We start from the raw sequence: 21,499 nt of genomic DNA, 5'->3' as shown, positions 1-21,499 counted from the left end.
CTATGGGGCGCCCGCCGAACAAGGGGATCAGGGGCCTGCGACTGCCGCCGGTGGCGCCGGTGGTGCGTTTCGGGGCGATGGCCGTTGCATTCCTGCTGGGCAGTTGGGGTTTTGCGCAGGCCTATGCGCAAGCCGGCATCGATTCGACCGTCATGCAGGACGCGATGCGCGCGTTGCGGCTGATCGTCGGCAGTTTTCCCATGGTGCTGGAAGGGCGCGATCTGCCCTTGGCGCTCGACATCGCCCGCTGGGCGCTCCCGCTGCTGACCTTCTGGTCGACGGCGGCGCTGGCATGGGAGCAATTGCGCAATCCGCTACGGCTGGCCTTGATCCGGGCGCGGGGCGAACATCTGGTGATTGCGGGCGACGACGATGGCGGCCTCGCCGCACAGGCCGCGCGTGGCGCGCTCGCTGATGGGCGGCGGGTGCTTCTGTGGCCACGGGACCGGCGAGCACACTGGATCGTCGATGCAGTGGAGGCCGGCGCAGCGGAGGTGGAACAGGGCGCAGTGCCGGAAAGCGTGACCAGTCTGGCGCTGGACAAGACGCGCGCCGTGCTGCTGCTGTCGCAGGAAGCGCGCGGCAATATCACGCTTGCATCCGCCATCTTGACGCGGATGAGCGACGTGCGACCGGCAGGCGATCCGGCCGACATCATCGTGCGGGTCGACGACCTCGACCTGCGGCGCAGCATCGAACAGCGGTTCGAACATGTCGACCGGCGGACGGCGCGGGTGCGGCTGGCCGCGTTGCCCGACATCGCCGCGCGGCATCTGGCGCTGGCAAGGCCGATCGACGGCTTCATGCGCGCAGGGCAGTCGCAGCGCGGCGTGCTGACGATCGGCTTTACGCCGCTGATCGAACGCTATGTCATGCGCATATTGGCGGGCGGCCATTATCGCGACGGCGGCAAGCCCATATTCACCGTCTACCGGTCCGACGTGGCGCAGTGCGAAGCGGCCTTTCGCGCGCGCAATCCGGGCGCGGACGGGCTGTCGCCATTGCGCTTCGTCGAAGCGCGGACCGACCCGGCGTGGATCATTCCCCTGATCGAGGCCCATGTCGAAGGGGCAGGCGAACCGGTCGCCATCCTGATCGACCTGGATGACGACGACCGGTCTTTGGCCGTCGCGCTGGCATTCGACGGCCGCTATCGGGCCGCCGCCATGACCGCGCCGCCGATCCATGTGCGGATGGCGGGATCGCACGACCATCGCATCGGCGCGGGGATATTCCCGTTCGGCGGCTTGTCCGACCTGGCCGATCCCGACATGCTGTTGCAGGATCGCCACGATGCGCTCGCCCGGTCCATCCATGACTTCTATCTGGAGGGGCGCTTTGCCGAGGGCGAGCGGATCGGCGCGCGCGCATCGATGCAGGAATGGGAGGATCTTCCCGAAAGCTTCCGCGACGACAACCGGCTGGTCGCCGACTGTTATCAGTTGAAGCTGCGCGACATCGACGCGCGGCTGGTGGAAGGCGACGGTCCTTCGCTTGCTCTGTCACCGGCCGAACTGGAAGAACTGTCGCATGCCGAACATGATCGATGGATGGCGGCAAAGCTGGCGCAGGGCTGGGTATATGGTGCGGTGCGCGACGACGCACGGCGTTTGCATCCGGACATCGTGCCGTATGAGGACCTCAGCGAAGCGATCAAGGACCTGGACCGGGAACAGGTGCGGATCATGGCGCGGTTGCTGGGGGCGTCAGGACGGCGCGCGTTGCGCGTGCTGACGGTCGCCCTGTTGCCCGGTGGCGAGGATGCGGCGCCCGATCCGGCCGCCCTGACAGCCGCTTTGACGGCCCATTATCCGGACCGGGCGCCTGTCTTTGTCGGCGACTTCGCCGACCGATGGTCGCGCCAGTTGCTGGGTGCTCTGATCGCCCGGGGGCAATTGGTGCAACTGGCGCTGACCGGCCATGTGCAGGCGATTATCGATACGCTGCCCGGGCAGGAGGCGGCTGCTGCTGCGGCGCTGGTCGGCGCTGCGGACACCATCTTTGCGGGCGGCATGGCCGGTCTGACGGCGGGCGCAGAGCTGCTGCTGGCGACCGATGCTGGTTCCGATTCGCGCGCCATCCGCATCGGGCCTGACGGCGCGATCAGTCACGCGCCATGGACACGCTGAGGGGCGCGGCCAAGTTGCTGGCCGCGATCGGCGCTGCGGCATGGCTTACGGTTCGCGCGGGTGTCGGCATGGGCCGCCGCATCGTCGCAGGCGACGCGCTGGCGCGACGCCAGCTGGCGGCCGGCTTGTCGCTGCATATCTGGCGGCCGTTGCACACCCTGTTGCCGCTGGCCGCGCTGGCCGGAGCCATCGCGGGGATCGGCGCGGGCCGGCTGCTGACGATCTACAATGCGCAGCTTCCGGTGCTCGGCGCGCTGGCGGAGACATTGCTGCGCGACATCGTGCCGTTGCTGGTCGGCCTGTTCGCCTGCGGCAGCGTTTCGGTGGCATTATCCTCGCGGCTTGGCGCGATGGCGCTCAATCGGGAGATTGAGGCGCTCGAAACGCTGGGGCGCGATCCGGTCGCCTATGCGCTGGGACCGACGCTGGCGGCGGTGTTGCTGTCCGCGCCCATCCATATGCTGCTGGCGGGAATCGCCGCCGTGATCGGTTGCGGGGCACCCCTGACGCTGATCGCCAATGTCGGCTGGCCGCTCTGGTCAGGCTTTGCCTTCTCCCATGATGCGGCGCGCGCCATGCTCGTCGGCATGGCCAAGCTGCTGCTCTATGCGCTGATCGCCTTTGGCGTGGGCAGCGCGGTGGGGGCAAAACCGTTGCGGTCGCCCGCCGATATCGGTCGTCGCGCCACCACCGCCTTCACGGCCGGACTGCTGGGCATCTTCAGCGCGGCGGCGCTTTGGACGGCGTTGTCATGAGCGCGCTGCTGACGTTCGATGGCGTGAGCCTGGTGCTGGGCGGCACACGACTGCTCGACCGGGTGGACCTGAACATCGAGGCGGGCGAACGGGTTGCGATCGTTGCAGACAGCGGCGCGGGCAAGAGCTGGCTGTTGCGGCTGTCAATCGGCCTGGCGCGTCCGAGCAGCGGCACGGTGCGTCTGATGGGCGTGGCGCTGGAAGAGGCGGACGCCGACACCCGCCGCCTGCTGCGCGCGCGGTGCGGCGTGGCGATGCAGGGCGGATCGCTTCTGAGCGACCTGAGCGTCGAGGAAAATATGCGGCTGGCGATCGGCACCGACGATCGCCGCGCAGGGCGGCGGATAGACCGGCTTCTGCTGGAATATGGGCTGGAGCAGATGGCCGCCACCTGCGCCGATGCGCTGTCGGCCGGCGAGCGGCGACGCGTCGAACTGGCCCGCGCCTTCGTTCGCGATCCGGAATTGCTGGTGCTGGACGAACCGTTTGAAGGCGCCTTTGCGCGCGGCGACATGCTGGAAGCGCAGGTCCGGCGGCGCATCGTGCCGCAGGGACGGGCGCTGCTGCTGCTGACGCAGGATCGCGCGCTTGCAGGCAGGCTGTGCGAACGGGTCTACCGGCTGGAGCGCGGTCGCCTGACGCCCGCCCCTGTTCAGCAGGGCGCGGCTGTCACGGTGCCCGACGCGACATCATGAACGAAGGTGGCGACCGCCTGTTCGATCGCCTGTTGAAACGCGGCGGCGCGAGCGGTGCCGGTTGCTGATCCGATCGGACGGGTTGCGCAGTAGCGGCCAGCCCATACCGCCTTACCCTGCGCGACCTGGGTAACGTCGAAGGCGACGACAGCCTGCGCATTGCCGCCGGCGCTTACCTCCTCGAACCGGTCCAGGGTCGTCACCACTCGGCGGTCGGCGGCCAACGGCAAAGACGGGCCGGTGACGGCGGCAAAGCGGGTGCGCAGCCCGGCGACCATCGCGCGGGCGAGGCTGTCGGTGGGCGGCTCCTCCCAGAAATAGGTGGCGGCCTGCCGGATTTCGCCGGGCGCGGAGGCATCGACATAGGCGTAGCGCCTGTCCCCCGACAGGCCCCGCGCCTGCACCGCCGCTACCGTGAAACTGGGGGCGGCCATCGGCGGCACGCCCGGCTGGCCCGGTTCAAATCGCGGCGAAAGACGCATGGTGACCGGCGCATCGCCCGGCTTGAGCGCAGCGCAGGCGGTGAGCGCGCACACAAGCGGCAGGACGATCAGTCTCATTTGCGTCCTCCAGGCGCGGGTGGATCGACATAGCGTTGGCCGCGGATCGCATAGGTCGGATCGCTGGCCAGCCTTTCGCTCAGCGCACCGATGCTGTTGCTGGTCCGCTCCAGATTCGCACTGGTCGCCACCAGTGAGGCCGATGCGCCCTCCAATATGCCGCGCACTTCCCCGGCGCTGCTTCTGCTTTCGGCCAGCAGGCCTGCGATGTTGGCCTGATTTTGCGCCACGAGCGCCTGTGTTTCACGCAGGATGCCGTTGAGCGCCGCGACGTCGATTTCCGACGCGCGCCCGGTGGCCCGGCGTATGTGGGACAAGGTCAGCGCAATGTCGCCGCGACCCGGCGTAAAGCTGCGGTCGAGCTGGGTGCTCAGGGAATTCAGCGCAGCCAGCGTCTGGGTCGCATTGCGCGCCACCAGCGCCATGTCGACGGCGGCGCCCGATCCATCACCCTGCAACATGCCGGACAGTTTCTGCGCCATGGCGTTTGCCGTGCGGGCGACATTGGCGGCTTCGCCGATCGCGCGCGCGGCGGTTTCGAACAGGTCGGCGGGGCGACGGCAGCCCGTCAACGCGCCGACCGCATCCCGCGCCGCCACCGGCTCGCAACCATAGGCGCGGCGCGCGGCGGCGCATTGGGCGCTGCCGGTCTCAAGCGCCACCAGTTCGATGCGCGGCGCGGTGAGCGGATTGGCGGAAGCGACAGTGGCGAAGGAACAGGCCGATGGCTGCCATTTGCGATCAATTCCCATGGCCACCGCGAAGGTCCGGCTCTGCCGGTTGAGATCGATCGACCGCACCGCCCCGATGAGCGCTCCTCTGAAATAGACCTGAACCCCGGGCGACACGCCTTCGACATCGTCCAGCGTGGTCGCCACCAGCCGCTGGCGGAAAAAAGGATCGGGCACGAGCGCCAGAATCGCGACCACGCCAAGGGCGAGCAGCGCTGTGCCCAAGCCCCACCTGATCTGCGTCGTCGAGTCCGGCGTCATCTCCCCTCCCCCGCGAGAAGGAAGCAACCTGGCGGCCTGGATGTCAAGGCTTCAGGCCGATGTCCGCCCGCTCAACGCCCGTGCCGATGGGCTCGCCCTTCAAACCCTCCGCAACCTCTTCCGCTTTCCCCATAACCCGCAGCACATTCTCCCCCGCCAGTTTGGCGATGTCGGCGTCGGTCCAGCCTCGGCGCATCAGTTCGGTGAGGAGGGCGGGGTAGGTTTCTACGCCGGTCAGGCCTTCGGGCATGCGGCCGACGCCGTCATAATCGCTGCCGATGCCGACATGGTCGACGCCCGCGACCCTGGCGATATGGTCGATATGGTCGGCGACCATGGCCAGCGTCGCCACCGGTTCGGGGTTCGCTTTCTCCCATGCGGCCAGCGCCGCCTTGGCCCCTTCGGGGTCGCCGATGTGCAGCCCGCCAAAGGGCGGGGCGTTGTTGCGCGCGATTTCCGCGCTGCGCGCCGCGCCCCAGACGCGCCGGGCCTCCAGCACATATTGCGGGGCATAGTTGACCATGACGACGCCGCCATTGGCCGCCACTGCGCGCAGCACCCTGTCCGACACGTTGCGCGGCGTGTCGCACAGCGCCCGCGCGTTGGAGTGGGAGAAGATCACCGGCGCGCGGCTGACGCGGATCGCGTCGAGCATCGTCGCCTCGCTCACATGGCTGAGGTCGACCAGCATCCCCAGCCGGTTGAGTTCGCGCACCACCGCTTCGCCAAAAGGGGTCAGCCCGTCATGCTGGGGATTGTCGGTCGCGCTGTCGGCCCATGCAATGGTGCGGCTGTGGGTCAGCGTCAGATAGCCGGCGCCGAGCGCGCGATAGGCGCGCAGCACGGCGAGGCTGCCGTCGATCTGGCCGCCGCCCTCCACTCCGATCATTGAGGCGATGCGCCCGGCCCGGTGCGCGGCGCGGACCTGCTGCGCGGTGGTGGCGAGCTGAAAGCGGGCGGGGTAACGCTCCGCCCAACTGCGGACGAGCGCGATCTGTTCCAGCGTGTCCTGCACCTGTTGCAGCGTCGGCAGGTCCGCCGATACCCAGACGGACCAGAATTGCCCGCCGACCATGCCCGCGCCCAGCCGTTCGATGTCGGTCTGGTAGACTTTGGGGTCCAGCCGGTCGAGCGCCATGGTCCAGCGCGCGTCCTTGGCATGGTCGGCCAGCGCCTCCGCCCAGTCATTATGCCCGTCGATCAGCGGCGTCGCCTTCAGCACCTTCGCCACGCGCGCGGCATAGGGGTCGGTGGCGGCGTGGAGGGCGGGGAATGGAAGGGCGGCGGCCAGCAGCAGGGCGGCGAGGAGGGGGCGTTTCATCGCGTGGAAGCCTAGGGCGAGGACGCCGCCTGTCAATCGGGCGCGGTTTCGCCGTCCTCCCGCGCGCGGACATAGGCGCCGCGCCCGTCGGGCGGGATCAGGCCCGCCCCGGCGATGGCGAGCGATAGCCGTTCGAAGCCGGGCTTGGGAACGTCGACCGATGGCGCGGCGACCAGTTCGACCGCGTCGCCCGCCACCCGCCATGTCCCTTCCGCGAACAGATCGAGCGCGCCATAGGACAGATACCATTGGAAGCGGCCGTCGGGTCGCAGCAGCAGTTCGGACCCCGTCTCCATCACCCCTTGCAGATAATAATGGCCGATCAGATTTTCTTCGGCCGTTTGCGCCGGTTGCGCCATGGCGGGGGCGGTCCAGACGACCATCGGCAGGGCCAGCCATGCGCTCTTCATCATCGCCTTCCTTTCGATGTTCAGGATGCGCGCGCGCGGGCCGCCTGTCCATGCGAAAGCCGGTGGCGGCCGGGCCAGTCTCTGCTAAACCTGAGCCTGATGACGATCGAACCCGTGATGCTGCTCCAGGCCTATGCCCTGGGTGTGTTCCCCATGTCGGACGACCGCCACGCCGCCGAGACATATTGGGTGGAGCCGCGCCGCCGCGCGATCATGCCGTTGCGGGATTTCGACCTGTCGCGCTCGCTGGCCAGGACGATCCGGCGGGAGCGGTTCAAGGTGACCGCCAACCGGGCGTTCGACCGCATATTGGCGCTGTGCGCGGAGGCCGCGCCCGACCGGCCGTCGACATGGATCAACGGCGCGATCGAGGACGCCTATCTGTTGCTGCACCAACTGGGTTTTGCCCATTCGATCGAATGCTGGGAGGGGGATCAACTGGTCGGCGGCCTTTATGGCGTCGCGCTGGGCCGCGCCTTTTTTGGCGAGAGCATGGTGTCGCGCCGCGCCGATGCGTCGAAGGTGGCGCTGGCCTGGCTGGTGGCGCGGATGCGCTGGGGCGGATTTTCGCTGCTCGATTGCCAGTTCATGACCGATCATCTCCGGTCGCTGGGCGCGGTGGAGATCAGCCAGACAGCCTATCAGTCGTTATTGGGCGACGCGCTGGCCGATGTGCGGCTGGGCGATGCCGGCGCGTTGCTGGCCGGGGCTTCGGGCGCGCCCGCCTCGCTGGCGTTCGACCCGCTGGCGCGCGCCGATCCGCCCTCGCCGCCCTGTTTGACCGTGTCGGGGCCGCTTTCGGGCCAGGCCATCGCGCAGCTTTTGACCCAGACGTCATAGATCGGGTGCTGTACGACATTGCGGTCGGGCCGGTTGCGGAACAGCCAGCCGGAAAAATTGCGCCGCCATTTGTTGTCGGCGCTGGAGCGCACGTCGAGCTGCACGAAGGCGCCGACTTCGGGCACATTTTCCCACGGCGCGGTCGCTTCGCAGGCTTGCAGGCGCACGATGGCGTCGCCGATGCGCAGCGCCTCGCCCGGTTTCATGCTGAGGTCGCGGGTCAGGCCGTTGCGTTTGTTGAGTAGGCCGATCACCGCCACCCGATCCTTCATCGGCGTGCCGGGCAGGGCGCCGGGCTCCGCGCTGACGATCCGGCTGCCTTCAACGCGGACGGGGCCGCTCTGGTTGGCGGCGGGAAGATCGTCGCCGCCGCTACAGGCGGACAGGGCGGCGACGCCCGCCAGGATCGGCAGGGCGCGCCCCGCCGTGGGGCGAATCATGACGCCTCGGGGCTCCACGCTTCATAATCGCCGGTCGCCTTCTGGCGCTGCCCGCCCTTTTCGAGAGCGCCGGACGGGCGATAGGCGTTGGCGGTGCCGGTGGCGTTGGGCGCGGAATCCTTTTCCCACACGCGCGGCGGGGGCAGGCAGCTTTCCGGCATCCCCTCGATGCTGTGATGCAGCCAGCCATGCCATTCGGCGGGAACGCGGCTCGAATCGTTGGCGCCGTTATAGATCACCCAGCGGCGCGGATTGCCGTGCACGTCGACGCCGCCTTCATAATAGATATTGCCCTGATGGTCCTCGCCCACTTTCGCGCCCTTGCGGACCGTATTGAGCCAGGTTCCGAAGGTGGCGCCATTCCACCAGGTGAAGACTTTTGCCAGGATTCCCATGGCCCCTGCGCTTAGCCGTTGTGGCGGGGGATTGGCAAGGCGCTAATCGGCCCGGCGATCAGCTTTCGGGGCAGAAATTGATCGCGGTTGCGGGCGATCCGGGCGCGGCGCAGCCGCCCCAGCGCAGCTTGTCGCCTTCGCGGATGCCGAGTTCCGCCGCCCTGCCCCCGGCAATCTCGACCACGGCGGCCACGGGAATGCCCGCCGACACGGGGGTGAGGTCATAGGGCTGGGCCGTGGCGACCAAAGCGATGCTGCCGTCGGTGCGGACAAACAGCATGTCGAGCGGGATCAGCGTGTCCTTCATCCAGAAGCTGGCGGTGCGCGGGGGAACCATGGGGAAGACCATGCCGCGATTCGGCGGCAATTCCTTGCGGAACATCAGCCCCTTTTGCTGGTCCTGCGGGGTGGCGGCGACCTCCATGTCGAAACGATGTTCGCCCTGCGCCGTCCGAACGACGAGCGGGATCGTCGCGCCCACGACCGACCCGGCCTGTTCATTGCGGGCTTCCGCCGGGGCCTTGGCGGCGGGGGTGCAGGCGACGGGCGATAACAGCAACAGGGGCAGGATGAAGCGGCGCATGCGTGATGGGTAGCCGCAATGATGTCGCGGGAAAATGGGCAATGAACGCCATCGAGTCCCGAAAGGGGATGGCCCTGCCTGCTGTGCTCTGTATCACAGCAACAGCGCCAGGGGCGGCGCACCGTCTTTGGACAGGCCGGTCGAATCGTCTGGCATGTGGGGGTGGAAGGGACATGACCGGCCGATGCTGATCGCGCAGATCACCGATATTCATCTGGGTTTCGAGCCCGGCAATGCCGATGAGAAGAACCGGCGCAGGCTGGACGCGGTGCTGGACGCGCTGATCGACGGGCCGAACCGGCCGGACCTGTTGCTGGCGACCGGCGACCTCACCGAACATGGCGACGCGCAAAGCTATCGCCAGCTTGCCGGGGCGTTCGCCCGCTGCCCCTTCCCGGTGTGGCCAATGATCGGCAACCATGACCGGCGAGCGCCCTTTCTGGCGGCGTTTCCGGGCGCGCCCGTGGCGGACGGGTTCGTCCAGCACGCGATGGTGCGCGCGGGATTGCACATCGTCCTGCTCGATACGCTGGAGGAGGGACGGCACGGCGGCGGCTTTTGCGCGGCGCGGGCGGCGTGGCTGCGGGAAAGGCTGGCGGAGCGGGCGGATATGCCGACCGTCATCGCCCTGCATCATCCGCCCATGGCCACCGGCATCGGCTGGATGGACAGTGGCGGGCAGGAGCCGTGGGTCGCGCGGCTGGGCGATGTGCTGGCCGAAGCGCCGCAGGTCCGCGCGCTGCTGTGCGGCCATGTCCATCGCGCGATCGCGTCGCCCTGGCGGGGCATGTCGGTGTGCGTCTGCCCCTCCACCGCGCCGCAGGTGGCGCTCGACCTGTCGCCCATTGCGCCCGGCGCGCCCGACGGGCGGGCGATGATCGTCGCGGAAGGCCCCGGCTATGCGCTGCACTGGTGGAATGGCGGCGACCTTGCCAGCCATTTCCAGACGGTGCAGGACGCGCCCGTGCTGGCCCGCTATGACGCCGCCATGCAGCCGCTGGTTGGTCAGATGATGGCGGAGCGAGGGTAAGGCATCAGCCCTGGCCCCAAAGCGAGCCGGGGTGCAGCAGGCCGTCGCGCATCGGCAGGCCGCCGGGCCGGTCCTGCGCCAGCAGCAATGCGCCGTCGAGGTCGATCCAGTCCGCCCCCTGCGCCGCCAGCGCGGCCGGCGCGATGCCGAGCGAGGTGGAGAGCATGCAGCCGACCATGATGCGAAAGCCGCGCGCGCGCGCTTGCGCCGCCAGCGCCAGCGCCTCCGTCAGCCCCCCCGCCTTGTCCAGCTTGATATTGATCGCTGCGAAGTCGCCCAGCCGGTCAAGATCGGCGCGCGTGTGGCAGCTTTCGTCGGCGCAGAGCGGCAGGGGAGAGGCGACTCCGGCCAGCCGTTCCTCCTGCCCGTGGATGATCGGTTGTTCGACCATTTCGACGCCGAGCGCGGCGAGCGCGGCGGCCTGCGCCGCAATGTCCATGTCGTGCCAGGCTTCGTTGGCGTCGACGATCAGCCGCGCGTCCGGCGCCCCGGCGCGCACGGCGGCGATGCGGTCGCGGTCGCCCGCGCCGGTCAGCTTGCATTTGAGCAAGGTAAAGCCGCGCGCCGCCGCCGCCCGCGCCGCCGCCGCCATCCCATCGGGATCGCCCAGGCTGATGGTGTAGGCGGTGGGCAGAGGGGCGGGTTCGATCAGGCCCGCCAGCCGCCAGACCGGCGTTGCGGCGCGTTGCGATTCCCAGTCCCAGATGGCGCAGTCGAGCGCATTGCGCGCCGCGCCGCGCGGCATCTGCGTCAGCAGCGCCTGCCGGTCCAGCGGTCCGCGCCAGGCGTTGATCGCATCGGCGCAGCCCTGCGCGCTTTCGCCCTCATAATAGATGGCCGTGCCTTCGCCACGCGCGACGATGTCGCCATCGCGGATCGTGCAGACCACGACGTCGACATGGGTCTTGGCCCCCCGGCTGATCGTGAAGGCGCCTGCGACGGGCCAGCGTTCGACCGTGGCGGAGACTTTGGGCGGCATGGGTGGTAAGGCTCCGGGGCGAGAGTTCGGGGTGATGGCATAGCCGGGCGGGGCAGGGTGGGGAAGCCCGGCGCGCGGCGCGACCGACAGGAGCATTGAGGCCCGCCTGTCCGGCTGCTAAGCGGCGCGCCATGGCGGAACAGGATAAAGCGGCGCGCGCGCCCATTGGCAGCCTTGCAATGATATGGGGCGCGGCCCGGCGCTATCCGGGCCGTCTGGCCGGGGCGGCGACGGCGCTGCTCATCTCGTCGGCCGCGACGCTGGCCATACCCAGCGGCTTTCGGCTGGTCATCGACCGGGGCTTTGCGGGCGGCGGCGCGGACATTGGCCGCTGGTTTGAATATCTGTTCCTGATCGTCATCATCCTGGCGCTGTCGACGGCGGCGCGATTCTATTTCGTGTCCTGGCTGGGCGAGCGGGTGGTGGCGGACATACGATCCGCGACGCAGGCCAATCTGCTGCGGCAGGCGCCGCGCTTTTTCGAGGAAAACCGCCCGTCCGAAATTGCGTCGCGGATGACCGCCGACACCGCGATCATCGATCAGGTCGTCGGTTCCACCGTGTCGATCGCGCTGCGCAACGCGGTGACCGGCGTCGGCGGCCTGATCTATCTGTTCGCGCTCGCGCCCAAGCTGGCCGGGCTGCTGCTGCTGGGCATTCCCCTGATCCTTGTCCCCATCATCGTCATGGGGCGGCGGGTGCGCCGGCTGTCGCGCGCCAGCCAGGACAGGCTGGCCGCCGTCGGCAGCGTGACCACCGAAGTGCTGGGCGCGATGAAGATCGTCCAGTCCTTTGGCCAGGAGGCGCGGGAGGCCGCCCGATTCGACGCCACGGTAGAGGCTGGTTTCGCCACTGCGAAATCGCGTATCCGCCTGCGCGCGGTGATGACGGCGATCGTCATCGCCCTCATTTTCGGGTCAATCGTCGCGGTCATGTGGCAGGGGGCGGTCGATGTCGCCGCCGGGCGGCTGTCGGGCGGCAGCATCGCCGCCTTCGTCATCACCGGCGGACTGGTGGCGGGCGCCTTCGGTTCCCTGTCGGAGGTCTGGGGCGATCTGCTGCGCGGGGCGGGGGCGGCGAGCCGCCTGCATGAATTGATGACGGCGCAGCCCGACATCAGCCCGCCGGCCCAGCCGCGCGCCATCGGCGATGCGGGGCGCGCGCAACTGGCTTTCCGCAATGTGCGCTTCCACTATCCCACCCGGCCCGATCTGGCCGCATTGCAAGGGATCGACCTGATCGTCGAGCCGGGCGAGACGGTTGCGGTCGTCGGCCCTTCGGGCGCGGGCAAGTCCACGCTCATCCAGTTGGCCCAGCGTTTCTACGATCCCGATTCGGGCGCAGTTTTGCTGAACGGCGTGCCGCTGAACGAAGCCGATCCGGCGGCGGTCCGCGCGATGATGGCGCTGGTGCCGCAGGACAGCGTGATCTTTGCGGCGTCGGCGCGCGACAATCTGCGCTATGGCCGGTGGGACGCGACCGACGACCAGATATGGGACGCGGCGCGCGCCGCCCATGCCGAGGAATTTCTGCGCGCCCTGCCGGACGGGCTGGACAGCGAACTGGGCGAAGGGGGCGCGCGCCTGTCGGGGGGGCAGCGCCAGCGCGTGGCGATTGCGCGCGCATTGCTCCGCGACGTGCCGCTGCTGCTGCTGGATGAAGCGACCTCCGCGCTCGACGCCGAATCGGAGCGTCTGGTGCAGGATGCGCTCGCCCGGCTGATGCAGGGACGCACCACCATCGTCATTGCGCACCGGCTGGCGACGGTGCGCGCGGCCGACCGGATCGTCGTGATGGATGGCGGGCGGATCGTCGAACAGGGCAACCATGCGGCGCTGATCGCGCAGGGAGGGCTCTATGCCCGGCTGGCCGCGCTGCAATTTCAGGAAGGCGTTGCGGCCTGACGCTGGTTTTCGGGATGGCCGCGCCGGGATGGTCGTGGACGATAGGCCGCGTCGTCGATGTGGCGTTGCCTGTTCAGCGACCAGCGGACCCTTGCGCCTCGGCAGTCAGCGCCTTGCGCAGAATATGATCCCAGATGGCCGGGTGGAGCGGTCGTTCGAACGTGCAGCCGGCCTCGTGGGCGCGGGTCCATTGCACGCGGGCGCGACGTCCTTCGAACCCGGGCAGCATGATCCACAGTTCCGCGCCGACCTGAAGCCGCATGAAGCTTTGCAGGCGAAAGCCGGTGATCGACAGATCGGCGATGCGGCTGACAAACCATGATTCGCCCGGCCGGCGAACCTTGACGGAAATCATCACATGGCGGCGTTCCGCCATGCGTCCTTTCCGCTCGATCTGCTGGCTCTGTTCCGCACTCATATCCTTGCCGTCTGTCTGAGCCACGCCATTTTGCCGCGCCAAGGTATCCAATTGGTTAAGCGGGCGGCCGACCAGACCCGTCGTCATGACAAAAAAAGGGCGCCCCGAAGGACGCCCTGACATTTTCAATCCTGTCCTTAGTCATCGCCCGCCCGATGGCGGGGACGCCGCCGGATCAGAAATTGCCATATTGCTCGTTGCCGACGAAGCCCAGCTTCGTCACACCGGCGCGCTTGATTTCAGCCAGCGCCTGATCGACCACGACATAGCGGGTCTGGGGCGCGGGCTGAAATTGCAATTCCGGTTCGACCGGCATCCTGACCGACTGTTCCAGATACTGGCGCAGGGTCAAGAGGTCGATCGGCGATCCGTTCCAGGCGATGACGCCGGCAGGATCGATCGTGACCTTGTTCTTGACCGGATCGACGATGCTGTCGGTCGGCGGCGCGTTCTGGGGCAGGTCGATCTTGACCGCGTGGGTCTGGATCGGAATGGTGATGATGAACATGATGAGGAGCACGAGCATGACGTCGATCAACGGCGTCGTGTTCATTTCCATCATCGGTTCGCCGTCATCGGTTCCGGCGCTCATAGCCATTTGGCGATACTCCTGGAATTACAGCCGCTGCACGGACGTGCCGGGCTCGGGCTCGGAAATGAAGCCCACCTTGGGGAAGCCGGCGCGCTGCATCGTGAAGATGGTGCCGCCGATGCAGCGATAGGGCGTATTGATGTCGCCGCGGATATGCACTTCGGGCAGATCCTCTGGCGTCAGATTTTCCACGCCGCCCGCCTTCTTGATGTCGGCTTCCAGCTTGGCGACCGCGCGGGTGAGCAGGTCGGTGGAATTGACGCGCGTCATATTCCAGTAGACCGCACAGCTGCCGTCGGGCGCGGTTGTGACGGAGAGCGAGACATTTTCGGGCTTCGTCGTGGTCGGTTCGAAAGCGACCTTCGGAAGTTCCAGCTCGACCGTCTGGACGACGACCGGGACCGCGATGAGGAAGATGATGAGCAACACCAGCATGACGTCCACGAGGGGCGTCGTATTGATGTCGGACATCGGCTTTTCATCGCCGCCCTCTGATCCAACACTCATTGCCATTGATCGGTTATCCTAAACATGCGTGTCGATGGAGCCCCTTGCGGGTGCTCGTGCCGGTGGAGGAGCGCCCTGGGGGCTTCTCCACCGGCTTCGATCGAGCCTTACGCCTTGGCGGCGGCGGGCTTGGCAGCCGGAGCAGCCGGAGCCGGGGCAACGGTCGGCTTCACAGCGCCGTTCGAAACCAGATAGGCGAGCAGATCGACGGTGAAACCCGACAGCTGTTCGGCAATCGCCTTGTTGCGGCGCTGCAGGAAGTTGTAGGCGAGCACCGCGGGAACGGCCACGGCCAGACCCAGAGCGGTCATGATCAGCGCTTCACCGACCGGGCCGGCAACGGCGTCGATCGAGGCCTGACCGGCGGCGCCGATCTTGATGAGGGCGCGGTAGATGCCGATAACCGTACCGAACAGACCGATGAACGGCGAGGTCGAACCCACAGTCGCGAGGAAGGCGAGGCCGCCGCCCAGCGAGGAGTTGATTGCGGCTTCCGAACGGGCCAGCGAGCCGTGCAGCCAGTCATGGGCTTCAACCGGATCGGTCAGCTTGGTGTGTTCTTCCTGAGCCTTGATGCCGTCGTCGACGATCTGCTTGTAGGCCGAGTTCTTTTCCAGCTTGGCGGCGCCTTCCTTGAGGTTGGCGGCGCGCCAGAAGGTCGCGCGGACCTTCTTGCCCTGGTTGATCACCTTCTGCTGTTCGATGAGCTTGGTGAACAGGATGTAGAAGGTGCCGATCGACATGCCGACCAGAATGAGGAACACGGCCCAGGCAATGGTGCCGCCTTGTTCCAGAGCTTCCATCAGGCCGTAAGGGTTTTCGGCCTTGGGAGCAGCCGCGGCTGCGATAGACATCAACAACATGTTTAAGAATTCCCTCTCAAAATGGTTCGATCAACAGGGGAGGCCGGGCGCCTGGCCCGGGCGCCTCCCCACAGCAATTACTCAGGCAGGCGCCAAACGATGCGACGCGACGAGGAAGACCGGATCGGATTGCCGTTCTGGTCGACCGCGGGCGTATAACGACCGCGACGCGTGATCGCCTTGCAGGCGGCGTCATCAAGAGCGGCGTTGCCGCTTGAGGATGTCACGCGGCAATTTTCCACGCGACCCTGCTCATTGATGTCCCAGGAGATGGCGGTCGTGCCCTGGGCCTCCTGACGCAATGCCGACGGCGGATAGTCGTCAGCCGACACCCAATTTGCCGGATTGCCCTTGGCGCCAGCAGCCTTGCTGACCGTGGGGGCCGGCGGCGGCGGCGGCGGCGGGGCGGCCACCGGCGTCTGTATGACGATCGGGGGCGCCTTGGGCGCTGTCTGGATCGGCGGAGCCGGGGACGGCGTCTGCACGATCGGCGGCGGCGCTACAACCGGCGGCGGTTCCACCGGCTGGTCTGGCGGCGGCGGCGGCGGCTCCTCATCGGGCGGCGGCGGCTCTTCCTTTACATCGATGACATTCAGCTGTTCTGCCGCCTTTTTGACATATTTCATGCCAAGTCCGGTGACGAAGGCATAACCGAGAACAGCATGAATCAAGGCAACGATGATGATCGAGACGGTGCGACTCGATCCTTGCGAGTGGTCAGCATAGGCCATTCAGCAACGACACTCCTTAACTCAGCTTAACCAGTAGGGTTTCACAAATCAGCCGAAATCGGCCACAAGCGTCGGAAGCACTCCCCCCCGGCAACTTTGGCCTATGTCCGTTCGTTTTCTACCTTGGCAACTCCTATCGCGGCATATCGTGGGACGCAAACGCTTTATCGACAGGGCAGGTTGTGATTAGCTGCGGCCCATCGGAAAAGCTTGCCTGTGACAACTATGCCACTGACTGTACGGTTAGGACGAAAGATCGCATGAAACCCGCTACGCAAATCAGATGTTTTGGCGCGATGTGCCTCATTCTTGCCGCATGTCCGGCGATTCCGGGCCATGCGCAGGGCTCCGCGTCCCTGACCAGGGCGGCTGTCCAACCCGAATTATCCTATGCCGATCTGGTCGATCTGACCGAGCGCGCGCCCATCATCGCCGAGGCCAAGGTGACAGGTGTGACCCAGTTGCCACCCGAGCGGGCGGGGAGCGTGCCTGACGGTTTTCGCAGGGTTTATGTCGAGGCGGCGGTTGCGAATCTGATTCGCGGCGAGGGCGGCATTAGCCCGATTGTAACATATTTGCTCGATATGCCGGTCGATTCGCGGGGCAAGATCGCGAAATTGAAGAAACTGCCGGTGCTGCTGTTCGCGCGGCCGGGCGGCCGCCCGGGACAGATCCAGTTGATCGCCCGCGACGCGCAGCAGCGCTTGACGCCGGTATTGGCGGCGCGCACCCGATCGGTCGTGGGCGAGCTTCTGAGCGGCAAGGCGCCGCCGACGATCATCGGCCTTGGCGACGCTTTCCACGTCGCGGGCACGATAGCGGGCGAGGGAGAGACGCAGATTTTCCTCAAGACGCCATCGGGCGATCCGGTGTCGCTGTCGATCATCCGCCGTCCGGGGCAGGCGCCGACATGGGCCGTGGCGCTGGGCGAGATTGTGGATGAGGCCGCCCGCCCGCCCGAGCGCGACACTTTGCTCTGGTATCGCCTGGCCTGTGGCCTGCCGCCCGCCCTGCCGCCCGCATCGGTGCGCACGCTGGCCGTTCAGGACGCGGAGGCGGCGCGGGCCGATTACCGGTTCGTGCTCCAGTCGCTGGGGCCGTGCACCCGCACCCGCGCGGCGGGGTGATTGCGCTCCGGCGGCGCCGAGGCGCGCCCTTTTTCTTTGGACTAAGGGCGATTGGCCGCTATCAGCGCGCACGCACACAGCCCCGTTCAAGGAAGATGACCGATGAGCAACCTCCACCGCCATGCCCCCTTGCGCGTCGCGCTGGTCGGTCTCGGCACGGTCGGCGGGGGCGTCATCCGCTTGCTGAACACCAACGGCGCGCTGATCGCGCGCCGCGCCGGATGCCCGATTCAGGTCACCGCCATTTCCGCGCGCGACCGCAGCAAGGATCGCGGCGTCGACCTGTCGCCCTATGAATGGGTGGACGACATGACGACGCTGGCCGCGCGCGACGACATCGACGCGGTGGTCGAACTGATCGGCGGCGCGGACGGCCCGGCGCTGACGCTGGCGCGCCAGTGCCTGATCGCGGGCAAGCCGTTCGTCACCGCCAACAAGGCGATGCTGGCCCATCATGGGCTCGACCTGGCGCGGCTGGCGGAAAAGGGCGGCGTGGCGCTGAAATATGAAGCGGCGGTGGCGGGCGGCATTCCGGTCATCAAGGGGATGCGCGAAGGCGCGGCCGCGAACGAGATCAGCCGCGTCTATGGCATATTGAACGGCACCTGCAATTACATCCTGACCACCATGGAGAAGGAAGGCAGGGGCTTTGACGAGGTGCTGAAGGAAGCGCAGGAACTGGGCTATGCCGAGGCCGACCCCAGCTTTGACATTGACGGCGTCGACGCCGCGCACAAGCTGACCATCCTCGCGAGCCTGGCCTTTGGCACGGAACTGGATTTCGACCATGTCGCGATCACCGGCATCCGCCACGTCATCGCCGCCGACATTGCCGAGGCCGCCGCGCTCGGTTTCCGCATCCGCCTGGTCGGCATGGCCGAAAATGGCGAGGGGGGGCTGTTCCAGCGGGTGCATCCGATGCTGGTGCCGCTCAACCACCCGCTCGCCCATGTCGACGGATCGCTGAACGCCGTGGTGGCGGAAGGCAATTTCGTCGGCCGCCTGTTCTTCGAAGGGCGTGGCGCCGGCGAAGGGCCGACCGCTTCGGCCGTGGTCGCCGACCTGATCGACGTCGCGCGCGATGAATATGGCGACGCCTTCGCCATGCCGGTCGCGGCCCTGGCGCCGCAGCCGCCCGCCGATGCGGGCCTGCGCCGTGGCCGCGCCTATCTGCGCTTCAAGGTTCAGGACCGGCCGGGCGTGCTGGCGGAGATCGCCGCCGCCATGCGCGACGCGGGCGTGTCGATTGAAAGCATGATCCAGCGCGGCGCGGCGCAGGCCGACGGCGTTCTGGTCGCCATCGTCACCCATGCCAGCGAGGAACGCTGCATTCAGGATACGCTGGATCGCCTGTCGGGCTCAGACAGCCTGCTGGATGCGCCGATGGTGATGCATATTCTGGATTAAAGAAGGTCGCGCCGTAACGGCACGGTTTCGACAGTAAAAACGCAGCGTGCTTCTCGACAATCGCTGAATGACTTCGTATCGCCCGCTGACGAAGAATAACAAGAAGGAACCCCATGGTGCAGGCTAGCTCGATTCTCGACCGCGTTCTGGTGCTCGAAATGGTCCGCGTGACCGAAGCCGCCGCCATCGCCGCATCCAAGCTGGTCGGCCGTGGCGATGAAAAGGCCGCCGACGCCGCCGCCGTGGAAGCGATGCGCCTGGCCTTCAACGACCTGTATATGGACGGCACCGTCGTCATCGGCGAGGGCGAGCGGGACGAGGCGCCCATGCTCTACATCGGTGAAAAGGTCGGCGGCGCGCCCGGCAAGGGGCCGAAGATCGACATCGCGCTCGACCCGCTGGAAGGCACGACCATCACGGCCAAGGCCGGCCCCAACGCACTGGCGGTGCTGGCGGCGGCGGAGGAAGGCGGCCTGCTGAACGCGCCCGACGTCTATATGGAAAAGCTGGCCGTGGGGCCGGGCTATCCCGAAGGCGTCATCGACCTCAACAAGTCGGTGACCGAGAATGTCGAGGCCGTCGCCAAGGCGAAAGGCGTTGCGCCCAGCGACATCATCGTGTGCGTGCTCGACCGCCCGCGCCATGAGAAGATCATCGCCGAACTGCGCGGCATCGGCTGCGGCGTCCACCTGATCGGCGACGGCGACGTCGCCGGCGTGATCGCGGTGACAAACCCGGATACCACCATCGACATGTATATGGGTTCGGGCGGCGCGCCCGAAGGCGTGCTGGCCTGCGCCGCGCTGCGCTGCGTGGGCGGCCAGTTCAAGGGGCGCCTGCTGTTCCGCAACGATGACGAGCGCGCCCGCGCCCGCAAATGGGGCATCACCGATCTCGACAAGGTCTATGACCTCAAGGAACTGGCCAAGGGCGACTGCATCTTTGCCGCGACCGGCGTGACCGAAGGATCGCTGCTCGACGGCGTGAAGCGCCTGCCTGGCGGCAAGCTGACCACCGAAAGCGTGGTGATGCGCGCCAGCACCGGCACCGTGCGCTGGGTGAAGGGCGAACACCGGATCGACCGCAAGGACGCCTGAGATAAGGACCGCAGCGCCCGATATTGTTCTGCGTATCGGGCGGACGGACGATGCGCCGCTGATCGCCGCCATGCACGCGGCGAGCTGGCGCGTCGCCTATCGCGACATACTGGACCCGCGCTGGCTGGCCGAGGAACTCGATGCTGACCGGCTGGCGACATGGGATCGGCGCATGGCGGCCCCTGAACCGGGGCAGTCGGTGCTGATCGCGCAGCGCGATGGCGCGGCCATCGGCTTTGTCTGCCTGATCGCAGGGGCCGATCCGCGCTGGGGCGGGCTGGTCGACAATCTCCATGTCTTGCCCGACCTCAAGGGCGGGGGCGTCGGCAGCCTGTTGCTGCGGGCGGCGGCGGCGCACATGGCGGCGGACGGGGGCGGGCTGCACCTGTTCTGCTACACCGCCAATCATCCCGCCCGCGGCTTTTATGATCGCATGGGCGGGCAGGTGGTCGAGGCGCTGGAAAAAACCGGTCCCGATGGTCTCCCCGCGCCCGAATTGCGCTATTTCTGGGCCGATGCCGCCGCGCTGGCGGCGGGCTGAGCCGGTCTAGCGCTCGCCGGGCGCGCGATCCATCCGCATCACCGGCTGCACTTCGGCATAGGGCATGATCATCCGGCCATCGGGCGCGGCGGTGAAGGTGGTCTGCGTCGGATAGGCGAATTCCAGCCCTTCGGCATTGAAGCGTTTGAGGATGCCGATGCCGATCCTGTGCCGGACCTGGTAGACGGCGTCCCAATCGGGCAGATAGACGTCGAATTCGACCTCGAAATCGAGGCTGCTCGCGCCGAAGCCGACAAAGCCGCTGCGCACGAACGTGCCGCCCAGCCCCTCGATGATGTCGCGCAATATGTTGGGGATGCGCTCGGCTCGATCGGGATCGGTCTGGTAGATCACGCCGATCGCGAATTTGATGCGGCGATGGTCGAGCGCCTGATAGCTGGTGATTTCCTTTTGCAGCAGATTGGTGTTGGACATCACCTTTTTCTCGCCCGTCACCGCGCGCAGACGGGTGGATTTGAGCCCGATCCTTTCCACCGTCGCGGTGGTGGCATCGTAATGGATCGTCTCGCCCCGGCGGAACGGCTTGTCGAAAATGATGGAAAGTGCGGCGAACAGGTCGGAAAATATGCCCTGCGCGGCGAGGCCGATGGCGATGCCGCCAATGCCGAGGCCCGCGACAAGGCCGGTGACGTTGACGCCCAGATTGTCGAGTACGACGATGGCGGCGACCGCGAACAGCGCGACGCTCACCAATATCTTGATGATGCCCATGGCGTTGGCCAGCGTGTCGCTATTGTCGTCGGCGCCGGCCTTGATCTCGACCATCCCCAATATCGCCGCGCGCACCCAGAAAGCGCCCTGGAATACCGCCGACAGGGTGAAGAGGAAGCCAATGGTCGTTGCGACGACAGCAGGCGGATTGGCGAAGCCCGCGACCAGTTTCGCCGCCGCCAGCGCCATGAAGAGATGAGTCGTTTTGGCGAACACCCGCCCCGCGACATGGGTGAGCGTGAGCGTGTCGCCGGGGCGATCGCGCAGACGCTGGCCGAATTGCCGGATCGCCGCCAATATCAGGTAAATGACCGTGCCCGCCGCGACCGCGATCACGATCTGGGTCGCATGGTCGCTCCACCAAGCCAGGGTCTGATCCCAGAAGGTGCGGAGCGCGAAAGGCTGGCTGTTGGCGGTGGCGGCTTGGGCGGTGGGGCTGGCGGCCATGATG

General features: G+C 67.3%; 23 protein-coding genes and 1 pseudogene. 10 read left to right on the top strand and 14 right to left on the bottom strand.

What is annotated here, in order from left to right; genetic code table 11:
• The first annotated feature begins 2 nt into the window (after window positions 1-2).
• From GGR44_RS15185 to GGR44_RS15175, 3 genes are read left to right on the top strand one after another with little or no spacing between them, the layout of a single operon-like run.
• Window positions 3-2,129 carry a RyR domain-containing protein gene (locus GGR44_RS15185; protein ID WP_183956328.1) on the top strand — a complete coding sequence of 709 codons (2,127 nt, stop codon included), beginning with the start codon at window positions 3-5 and terminating at the stop codon, window positions 2,127-2,129.
• The gene (locus GGR44_RS15180) at window positions 2,117-2,884 is read left to right on the top strand and encodes an ABC transporter permease (protein WP_183956327.1); all 768 of its coding nucleotides are present in this window, start codon (window positions 2,117-2,119) and stop codon (window positions 2,882-2,884) included. The genes GGR44_RS15185 and GGR44_RS15180 overlap by 13 nt, the downstream gene beginning before the upstream one ends.
• Complete coding sequence (locus GGR44_RS15175) at window positions 2,881-3,579, top strand: ATP-binding cassette domain-containing protein (protein WP_183956326.1); 699 nt, start codon at window positions 2,881-2,883, stop codon at window positions 3,577-3,579. Before GGR44_RS15180 ends, GGR44_RS15175 begins: the two co-directional genes overlap by 4 nt.
• Here GGR44_RS15175 and GGR44_RS15170 read toward each other — a convergent pair.
• Genes GGR44_RS15170 through GGR44_RS15155 form a run of 4 tightly spaced genes read right to left on the bottom strand, consistent with a single transcriptional unit; the run spans window position 3,537 to window position 6,865 of the window.
• Entirely contained in the window at window positions 3,537-4,139 is a 603-nt protein-coding gene (locus GGR44_RS15170; RefSeq protein ID WP_183956325.1) for an ABC-type transport auxiliary lipoprotein family protein, read from the bottom strand. The genes GGR44_RS15175 and GGR44_RS15170 overlap by 43 nt on opposite strands.
• Window positions 4,136-5,131, bottom strand: a complete 996-nt coding sequence (locus GGR44_RS15165) for an MlaD family protein (RefSeq protein WP_183956324.1) — start codon at window positions 5,129-5,131, stop codon at window positions 4,136-4,138. Before GGR44_RS15165 ends, GGR44_RS15170 begins: the two co-directional genes overlap by 4 nt.
• Window positions 5,132-5,174: 43 nt before the next feature.
• Window positions 5,175-6,452, bottom strand: coding sequence for a dipeptidase (locus GGR44_RS15160; RefSeq protein WP_183956323.1), 1,278 nt, complete (start codon window positions 6,450-6,452; stop codon window positions 5,175-5,177).
• A 32-nt stretch (window positions 6,453-6,484) separates the two neighbouring features.
• Entirely contained in the window at window positions 6,485-6,865 is a 381-nt protein-coding gene (locus GGR44_RS15155; protein WP_246344702.1) for a hypothetical protein, read from the bottom strand.
• 96 nt (window positions 6,866-6,961) lie between these two features.
• On the opposite strand from GGR44_RS15155, the gene aat reads away from it, so the two are divergent.
• Complete coding sequence (gene aat / locus GGR44_RS15150; RefSeq protein ID WP_183956322.1) at window positions 6,962-7,702, top strand: leucyl/phenylalanyl-tRNA--protein transferase; 741 nt, start codon at window positions 6,962-6,964, stop codon at window positions 7,700-7,702.
• A 35-nt stretch (window positions 7,703-7,737) separates the two neighbouring features.
• Here aat and GGR44_RS17025 read toward each other — a convergent pair.
• The 3 genes and pseudogenes from GGR44_RS17025 to GGR44_RS15135 all read right to left on the bottom strand — a co-directional run.
• Window positions 7,738-7,908: pseudogene (locus GGR44_RS17025) on the bottom strand (DUF2155 domain-containing protein); the annotation flags it as partial.
• Window positions 7,909-8,138: 230 nt separating this feature from the next.
• Window positions 8,139-8,537: an NADH:ubiquinone oxidoreductase subunit NDUFA12 gene (locus GGR44_RS15140; RefSeq protein ID WP_183956321.1), complete on the bottom strand. Its 399-nt coding sequence runs from the start codon at window positions 8,535-8,537 to the stop codon at window positions 8,139-8,141.
• Between the two features lie 58 nt (window positions 8,538-8,595).
• Window positions 8,596-9,120 carry a DUF192 domain-containing protein gene (locus GGR44_RS15135; RefSeq protein WP_183956320.1) on the bottom strand — a complete coding sequence of 175 codons (525 nt, stop codon included), beginning with the start codon at window positions 9,118-9,120 and terminating at the stop codon, window positions 8,596-8,598.
• A 184-nt stretch (window positions 9,121-9,304) separates the two neighbouring features.
• Here GGR44_RS15135 and GGR44_RS15130 point away from each other — a divergent pair, with 184 nt between their 5' ends.
• Window positions 9,305-10,150, top strand: coding sequence for a phosphodiesterase (locus GGR44_RS15130; RefSeq protein ID WP_183956319.1), 846 nt, complete (start codon window positions 9,305-9,307; stop codon window positions 10,148-10,150).
• A gap of 4 nt (window positions 10,151-10,154) precedes the next feature.
• Here the strand turns inward: GGR44_RS15130 and dgcA are convergent, their stop codons facing one another.
• Entirely contained in the window at window positions 10,155-11,129 is a 975-nt protein-coding gene (gene dgcA / locus GGR44_RS15125) for an N-acetyl-D-Glu racemase DgcA (RefSeq protein WP_183956318.1), read from the bottom strand.
• A gap of 131 nt (window positions 11,130-11,260) precedes the next feature.
• Between dgcA and GGR44_RS15120 the strand changes: the two genes are divergently transcribed.
• Window positions 11,261-13,033: an ABC transporter transmembrane domain-containing protein gene (locus GGR44_RS15120; protein WP_183956317.1), complete on the top strand. Its 1,773-nt coding sequence runs from the start codon at window positions 11,261-11,263 to the stop codon at window positions 13,031-13,033.
• 73 nt (window positions 13,034-13,106) lie between these two features.
• On the opposite strand, the gene GGR44_RS15115 is transcribed toward GGR44_RS15120, so the two are convergent.
• The 5 genes from GGR44_RS15115 to GGR44_RS15095 form a co-directional block, all read right to left on the bottom strand.
• Complete coding sequence (locus GGR44_RS15115; protein ID WP_183956375.1) at window positions 13,107-13,451, bottom strand: PilZ domain-containing protein; 345 nt, start codon at window positions 13,449-13,451, stop codon at window positions 13,107-13,109.
• 175 nt (window positions 13,452-13,626) lie between these two features.
• Complete coding sequence (locus tag GGR44_RS15110) at window positions 13,627-14,049, bottom strand: ExbD/TolR family protein (protein WP_183956316.1); 423 nt, start codon at window positions 14,047-14,049, stop codon at window positions 13,627-13,629.
• Window positions 14,050-14,067: 18 nt separating this feature from the next.
• Window positions 14,068-14,556 carry an ExbD/TolR family protein gene (locus GGR44_RS15105; RefSeq protein ID WP_183956315.1) on the bottom strand — a complete coding sequence of 163 codons (489 nt, stop codon included), beginning with the start codon at window positions 14,554-14,556 and terminating at the stop codon, window positions 14,068-14,070.
• A 101-nt stretch (window positions 14,557-14,657) separates the two neighbouring features.
• Window positions 14,658-15,404 carry a MotA/TolQ/ExbB proton channel family protein gene (locus GGR44_RS15100; RefSeq protein ID WP_183956374.1) on the bottom strand — a complete coding sequence of 249 codons (747 nt, stop codon included), beginning with the start codon at window positions 15,402-15,404 and terminating at the stop codon, window positions 14,658-14,660.
• Window positions 15,405-15,490: 86 nt separating this feature from the next.
• Window positions 15,491-16,144: an energy transducer TonB gene (locus tag GGR44_RS15095; protein ID WP_183956314.1), complete on the bottom strand. Its 654-nt coding sequence runs from the start codon at window positions 16,142-16,144 to the stop codon at window positions 15,491-15,493.
• A 260-nt stretch (window positions 16,145-16,404) separates the two neighbouring features.
• On the opposite strand from GGR44_RS15095, the gene GGR44_RS15090 reads away from it, so the two are divergent.
• From GGR44_RS15090 to GGR44_RS15075, 4 genes are all read left to right on the top strand, one after another.
• A complete protein-coding gene (locus GGR44_RS15090) occupies window positions 16,405-17,271 on the top strand; it encodes a hypothetical protein (RefSeq protein WP_183956313.1) in 867 nt (288 codons plus the stop codon).
• Between the two features lie 102 nt (window positions 17,272-17,373).
• On the top strand, window positions 17,374-18,678 hold the full coding sequence (locus tag GGR44_RS15085; protein ID WP_183956312.1) for a homoserine dehydrogenase: 1,305 nt from the start codon (window positions 17,374-17,376) through the stop codon (window positions 18,676-18,678).
• Between the two features lie 113 nt (window positions 18,679-18,791).
• Window positions 18,792-19,775, top strand: a complete 984-nt coding sequence (gene glpX / locus GGR44_RS15080) for a class II fructose-bisphosphatase (protein WP_183956311.1) — start codon at window positions 18,792-18,794, stop codon at window positions 19,773-19,775.
• 70 nt (window positions 19,776-19,845) lie between these two features.
• Window positions 19,846-20,316: a GNAT family N-acetyltransferase gene (locus GGR44_RS15075; RefSeq protein ID WP_183956310.1), complete on the top strand. Its 471-nt coding sequence runs from the start codon at window positions 19,846-19,848 to the stop codon at window positions 20,314-20,316.
• A gap of 6 nt (window positions 20,317-20,322) precedes the next feature.
• Here the strand turns inward: GGR44_RS15075 and GGR44_RS15070 are convergent, their stop codons facing one another.
• Entirely contained in the window at window positions 20,323-21,495 is a 1,173-nt protein-coding gene (locus GGR44_RS15070; protein ID WP_425511328.1) for a mechanosensitive ion channel family protein, read from the bottom strand.
• Between the last annotated feature and the right edge of the window lie 4 nt (window positions 21,496-21,499).

This window comes from Sphingobium fontiphilum, assembly GCF_014196635.1.
Taxonomy (GTDB): domain Bacteria; phylum Pseudomonadota; class Alphaproteobacteria; order Sphingomonadales; family Sphingomonadaceae; genus Sphingobium; species Sphingobium fontiphilum.
This window is presented reverse-complemented; position numbering and strand designations above follow the sequence as displayed.

Coding starts and splice junctions, on each gene's coding strand:
- GGR44_RS15185 (WP_183956328.1), top strand. CDS start 3: ATGGGGCGCCCGCCGAACAAGGGGATCAGGGGCCTGCGACTGCCGCCG.
- GGR44_RS15180 (WP_183956327.1), top strand. CDS start 2,117: ATGGACACGCTGAGGGGCGCGGCCAAGTTGCTGGCCGCGATCGGCGCT.
- GGR44_RS15175 (WP_183956326.1), top strand. CDS start 2,881: ATGAGCGCGCTGCTGACGTTCGATGGCGTGAGCCTGGTGCTGGGCGGC.
- GGR44_RS15170 (WP_183956325.1), bottom strand. CDS start 4,139: ATGAGACTGATCGTCCTGCCGCTTGTGTGCGCGCTCACCGCCTGCGCT.
- GGR44_RS15165 (WP_183956324.1), bottom strand. CDS start 5,131: ATGACGCCGGACTCGACGACGCAGATCAGGTGGGGCTTGGGCACAGCG.
- GGR44_RS15160 (WP_183956323.1), bottom strand. CDS start 6,452: ATGAAACGCCCCCTCCTCGCCGCCCTGCTGCTGGCCGCCGCCCTTCCA.
- GGR44_RS15155 (WP_246344702.1), bottom strand. CDS start 6,865: ATGATGAAGAGCGCATGGCTGGCCCTGCCGATGGTCGTCTGGACCGCC.
- aat (WP_183956322.1), top strand. CDS start 6,962: ATGACGATCGAACCCGTGATGCTGCTCCAGGCCTATGCCCTGGGTGTG.
- GGR44_RS15140 (WP_183956321.1), bottom strand. CDS start 8,537: ATGGGAATCCTGGCAAAAGTCTTCACCTGGTGGAATGGCGCCACCTTC.
- GGR44_RS15135 (WP_183956320.1), bottom strand. CDS start 9,120: ATGCGCCGCTTCATCCTGCCCCTGTTGCTGTTATCGCCCGTCGCCTGC.
- GGR44_RS15130 (WP_183956319.1), top strand. CDS start 9,305: ATGCTGATCGCGCAGATCACCGATATTCATCTGGGTTTCGAGCCCGGC.
- dgcA (WP_183956318.1), bottom strand. CDS start 11,129: ATGCCGCCCAAAGTCTCCGCCACGGTCGAACGCTGGCCCGTCGCAGGC.
- GGR44_RS15120 (WP_183956317.1), top strand. CDS start 11,261: ATGGCGGAACAGGATAAAGCGGCGCGCGCGCCCATTGGCAGCCTTGCA.
- GGR44_RS15115 (WP_183956375.1), bottom strand. CDS start 13,451: ATGAGTGCGGAACAGAGCCAGCAGATCGAGCGGAAAGGACGCATGGCG.
- GGR44_RS15110 (WP_183956316.1), bottom strand. CDS start 14,049: ATGGCTATGAGCGCCGGAACCGATGACGGCGAACCGATGATGGAAATG.
- GGR44_RS15105 (WP_183956315.1), bottom strand. CDS start 14,556: ATGGCAATGAGTGTTGGATCAGAGGGCGGCGATGAAAAGCCGATGTCC.
- GGR44_RS15100 (WP_183956374.1), bottom strand. CDS start 15,404: ATGTCTATCGCAGCCGCGGCTGCTCCCAAGGCCGAAAACCCTTACGGC.
- GGR44_RS15095 (WP_183956314.1), bottom strand. CDS start 16,144: ATGGCCTATGCTGACCACTCGCAAGGATCGAGTCGCACCGTCTCGATC.
- GGR44_RS15090 (WP_183956313.1), top strand. CDS start 16,405: ATGAAACCCGCTACGCAAATCAGATGTTTTGGCGCGATGTGCCTCATT.
- GGR44_RS15085 (WP_183956312.1), top strand. CDS start 17,374: ATGAGCAACCTCCACCGCCATGCCCCCTTGCGCGTCGCGCTGGTCGGT.
- glpX (WP_183956311.1), top strand. CDS start 18,792: ATGGTGCAGGCTAGCTCGATTCTCGACCGCGTTCTGGTGCTCGAAATG.
- GGR44_RS15075 (WP_183956310.1), top strand. CDS start 19,846: ATGCACGCGGCGAGCTGGCGCGTCGCCTATCGCGACATACTGGACCCG.
- GGR44_RS15070 (WP_425511328.1), bottom strand. CDS start 21,495: ATGGCCGCCAGCCCCACCGCCCAAGCCGCCACCGCCAACAGCCAGCCT.